Consider the following 4,092-nt stretch of genomic DNA (forward strand, 5'->3'; position numbering starts at 1 on the left):
CGAAATCATTACCAGTCCGAGTCTTCACCGACAACCGATCGCCCAGTCAATCGACATAGCTGGTCAGTTTTACAACGTAATTTTTCAATTTGTTAAGGCTTTGGTAACTCTTGTATCATCCTGACTACAATCGTGAGTTGGGTTGTTCGAGATGAGCTATGGTAAAAAAAACCAAGCAATCCTTAAGTAATTCTTAACGGAGTCGTGTTCTTTGCCGGATCGCGACAAGGCGCTGGAAAACCAGCTTTATTTCTCGGCTGCTGCCACTTTACCTAAGGAAGGAGATTGTATGACTCCCACAATGCTGCGTCAGTTGTGGTCTTTAATTGAAACGACTCAATCTAATCTGCTACTGAAACTTGACGATGCTAGTCTGGTTCAGTGGATACTCAAGCAACTCAAACAAGAGCGAGGTCTCAATTCTGAGGAAATGCATATTTTGAATGACTATCTCTATAATCGCTTGTCTCTGATCCGAGATCTGGCAGAACAACGGTATACGACAAGTCACTCGTCATCCTAGGGCAATTTGGCTGCAAATACCCATCAGTTCCCAAAAGAGGGGGTGATGAGGTGAAGGGGTGACGCCATACAGAAGATTGAGGTGGGCAATAGCACTCTCTTGATAACCTGAGCATTTCCAGGTTGATCACTCCTGCCCACCCGACTTCAACTTAAAGTGACTTATTCTCAACATTTATTAAAAAATATTTCGGTAAATTAGTATATATTTCATTTCGTGCCTAACCAACGCCCCATTGCCGCCAATCCCTGGCATGGTAAAGGGAATCTGTTTCAGCATTTATCTATCTTGTCAGATTGAGACAAGGGGTTTACACTTTGATCAGGACAGGGAAGAAGGCTTCGTCGTCAACCTTCGGTTAATCGATCTCAGCTAAGAGAGGTTCCTCTTACCCCCCAAATATTAAGCTTTTTTAAAAGGTAGACCTGATACAGAAACCTAGGTCATTTTTGACTACACTTAATGAGAATTACTTTTAACAAGTTGCCAAATTTGCTTCCCATCATCGGAGTCAAGAAGATATGGAATGTCACAAATGTCAGAACACCTGTCACCGCAAGCCCAATAGAAGGAATGGCTGGAAATGGTGGAGTAAACCGCCGCAATCCTCATCGCTGAAAACTGAACCGATTCCACAAGTGGCTTTGGTGGGGACGCCCAATGTGGGTAAAAGTGTTCTGTTTAATGCCCTGACGGGTACTTATGTTACTGTGTCCAATTATCCCGGTACAACGGTGGAAGTCTCCAGGGGTCAGATGACGGTTGGGGATCGCCTGTTTGCGGTGGTGGATACGCCGGGAATGTATTCGCTACTCCCGATTACCGAAGAGGAAAAAGTATCGCGGGATTTATTACTCAGTGAATCCGTAGACTTGGTGATTCATGTCGTCGATGCCAAAAACTTAGGGCGGATGCTGCCGTTGACGTTTCAGCTTATTGAAGCGGGTTTGCCTGTGTTGTTAGCCGTCAACATGATCGATGAAGCCGAACAACTGGGGATTCAGATTCACCGGGATCATCTGGAGATGGAATTAGGGATTCCGGTTGTCACCATGGCAGCGGCACTAAATGTTGGTTTACGAGATTTGAAATATAAGGTGGGTGATTATGTTAAGTCAGCTTGCTTATCCGGAACCTATTGAGGTTGCGATCGCGAAACTGGAGTCGTTGCTATCCCGGCTGTCGCTATCCCAGGATTATCCTTTATCTCGGCGCAGTATCGCCTTACTCCTGTTGCAAAAAGATCCTGCACTTTGGCAGCAGCTTCAGATTCAGGAGACAGAAGCAGAAATTAAAGCCGCGATCGCTGATGCTGAGAGTCAGTTGGATGAACCGCTAATCTCGGCTATTGCTAAGGCGCGTCAGCAAAGGGCGTGGGCGATCGAACAAACGGTTCTCAGCGAATCCAATCAAGGCAAAACCCCGTTAGCGGAACGACTGCACCAACTCACGGTCAATCCGTGGACAGGATTTCCGATTTTGCTGGCGATTCTCTATTACGGGGTTTACAAATTTGTCGGGGAATTTGGGGCGGGGACGATGGTAGATACCATTGAAACCTTCTTTGAAACATACATTAATCCCGTTGTCAACCAAACGGTAACGGTAATTTTACCCTGGCAACCTTTACAGGATTTAATCGCCCACGACTACGGGATTATTACCCTAGGGATTCGCTATGCAGTGGCGATTGTCTTACCTGTGGTTGCCACATTCTTTTTAATGTTTTCCTTCCTGGAAGACAGTGGCTATCTGCCGCGATTATCCCTGATGCTGGATAACCTGTTTAAAGCGATCGGGTTATCGGGGCGGGCGGTGATTCCGATTGTGTTGGGATTGGGCTGTGATACGATGGCAACCTTAGTTACCCGAACCCTGGAAACAACAAGGGAACGATTAATTGCCACGTTTTTACTCTCCTTAGCCATTCCCTGTGCGGCACAGTGGGGGGTGATTGTGGGATTGTTAGCCCAAAAACCTGCGGCGTTGTTGATTTGGGGTGGAGTAATTACGGCAATTTTTATGATTACGGGCTATTTAAGCGCCCGAATGCTTCCGGGAAACCCGGCTAGTTTTTATATGGAAATTCCCCCCTTGCGCTTTCCCAAACTGCAAAACATTCTGGTGAAAACCTATCTCAGAATGAAGTGGTATTTCTTGGAGATTTTGCCCCTATTTATTTGGGCATCGGTGATTATTTGGTTTGGGCGTTTGACCGGGTTGTTTGGCTTGATTATTCAGGGGATTGAGCCGATTGCTTTAGGGTTAGGATTACCTAGAGAAGCAGCGCCGATCTTTTTATATGGCTTCTTCCGGCGGGATTACGGCGCAGCTGGGTTGTTTGATATGCAGCAAGAGGGGATTTTTACGGGGAATCAGTTGGTGGTGACGGCGATTGTGTTGACGCTGTTTTTGCCTTGTATTGCCCAACTGCAAGTGATGTTGAAAGAGCGGGGGGCGAAAGTAACTTGGGCGATTGTGGCGTTTATTTTTCCCTTTGCCTTTTTGGTGGGATATCTGGTTAATGGTTTGTTAAATGTATTAGGAGTGACGATTTAAATGATTGCACTAGCATCGGTTAAACGGGGAAATAGCGGCACCGTTGCTGCGTTGAAGACAAAGGATGAGATGACGTTGCAGAAGTTGATGGCGATGGGAATTAGTCCCGGAATGCCGATTCTGTTGGAGCAGCGGTTTCCTTCTTATATTATTAAGGTGGGCAGAACTCGTGCGGCGTTGGATCGGGAAATGGCAAAGGTTATTTATTTGCATCGGTAAGGGGGGAATTTTTCACCCTCATCCCCTAATCCCAACTCCCACCCCCCTAGCCCCCATCTGACTTTTCACGTTATGTGGCGCAACGTTAGTCTTAAATGTGTAGGGGCGGGTTTCACGACTATTTTTTGGGTTGCACCCAGATGTGACTAAACCCGCCCAGACGCGCCATGGCGCGTCTCTACAATAGTTTCTAGACTTCCCGTGAAAAGTTAGATCCCCCATCCCCCCTAGCCCCCTTTTGAAAAGGGGGGAGAAGGGGGGAACGGAAAAGGGGAACTTTACTAGAATATAATTTTGACTAAGGAGAAAAGGTCAGCATGAAACTTAGTCAACGTTTACAAGAAAACCGAGATAAAATTACTGAAATTGCGACAAAACATGGAGCATTTAATGTGCGGGTTTTTGGTTCGGTAGCCAGGGGGGAAGAATCAGAAAGCAGCGATATTGATTTTTTGATTGATTACGATGTCTCTAAAATTTCTCCTTGGTTTCCTGGAGGATTATTGATGGATTTACAGGATTTATTGGGGTGTAAGGTGGATATTGTGACGGAGAAGGGTTTAAGTGCTTTAATCCGAGAGCGAGTTTTGCAGGAGGCAAAACCGTTGTGAATCGAGAAAGAGATGCTGTCTATATTGAACATATTTTGGAGTGTATCGACCGAATTAAGCACTATACGCGCAATGGTAAGGATAGTTTTATGAATGAGTCTCTGGTGCAAGATGCGGTTTTACGTCGTTTACAAACAATGGCGGAATCAACACAGCGACTTTCTGACGATCTCAAGGCGG

The 4,092-nt window shown here is 45.9% G+C and carries 6 protein-coding genes; all 6 read left to right on the forward strand.

Annotated features, from left to right (window positions below; genetic code table 11):
- The first annotated feature begins 289 nt into the window (after positions 1-289).
- Entirely contained in the window at positions 290-523 is a 234-nt protein-coding gene (locus ACLFWI_RS27795) for a hypothetical protein (protein WP_446411069.1), read from the forward strand.
- A gap of 521 nt (positions 524-1,044) precedes the next feature.
- Positions 1,045-1,665: a FeoB small GTPase domain-containing protein gene (locus ACLFWI_RS27800; protein WP_446411068.1), complete on the forward strand. Its 621-nt coding sequence runs from the start codon at positions 1,045-1,047 to the stop codon at positions 1,663-1,665.
- Positions 1,631-3,082 carry a nucleoside recognition domain-containing protein gene (locus ACLFWI_RS27805; RefSeq protein WP_446415625.1) on the forward strand — a complete coding sequence of 484 codons (1,452 nt, stop codon included), beginning with the start codon at positions 1,631-1,633 and terminating at the stop codon, positions 3,080-3,082. The genes ACLFWI_RS27800 and ACLFWI_RS27805 overlap by 35 nt, the downstream gene beginning before the upstream one ends.
- Positions 3,083-3,301 carry a FeoA family protein gene (locus ACLFWI_RS27810; RefSeq protein ID WP_446334207.1) on the forward strand — a complete coding sequence of 73 codons (219 nt, stop codon included), beginning with the start codon at positions 3,083-3,085 and terminating at the stop codon, positions 3,299-3,301. It abuts the gene before it with no gap.
- A gap of 317 nt (positions 3,302-3,618) precedes the next feature.
- The gene (locus ACLFWI_RS27815) at positions 3,619-3,912 is read left to right on the forward strand and encodes a nucleotidyltransferase family protein (RefSeq protein ID WP_446396169.1); all 294 of its coding nucleotides are present in this window, start codon (positions 3,619-3,621) and stop codon (positions 3,910-3,912) included.
- Positions 3,909-4,092: HepT-like ribonuclease domain-containing protein (locus ACLFWI_RS27820; RefSeq protein WP_446415626.1), on the forward strand; the 184-nt coding region annotated here is incomplete at its 3' end. The genes ACLFWI_RS27815 and ACLFWI_RS27820, both read left to right, overlap by 4 nt.

Source organism: Coleofasciculus sp., from assembly GCF_046539235.1.
In the GTDB taxonomy this organism is placed as follows: Bacteria; Cyanobacteriota; Cyanobacteriia; order Cyanobacteriales; family Coleofasciculaceae; genus Coleofasciculus.

Excerpts from the sequence above, each read along its gene's own strand:
- ACLFWI_RS27795 (WP_446411069.1), top strand. The coding sequence starts at position 290 with ATGACTCCCACAATGCTGCGTCAGTTGTGGTCTTTAATTGAAACGACT.
- ACLFWI_RS27800 (WP_446411068.1), top strand. The coding sequence starts at position 1,045 with ATGGAATGTCACAAATGTCAGAACACCTGTCACCGCAAGCCCAATAGA.
- ACLFWI_RS27805 (WP_446415625.1), top strand. The coding sequence starts at position 1,631 with ATGTTAAGTCAGCTTGCTTATCCGGAACCTATTGAGGTTGCGATCGCG.
- ACLFWI_RS27810 (WP_446334207.1), top strand. The coding sequence starts at position 3,083 with ATGATTGCACTAGCATCGGTTAAACGGGGAAATAGCGGCACCGTTGCT.
- ACLFWI_RS27815 (WP_446396169.1), top strand. The coding sequence starts at position 3,619 with ATGAAACTTAGTCAACGTTTACAAGAAAACCGAGATAAAATTACTGAA.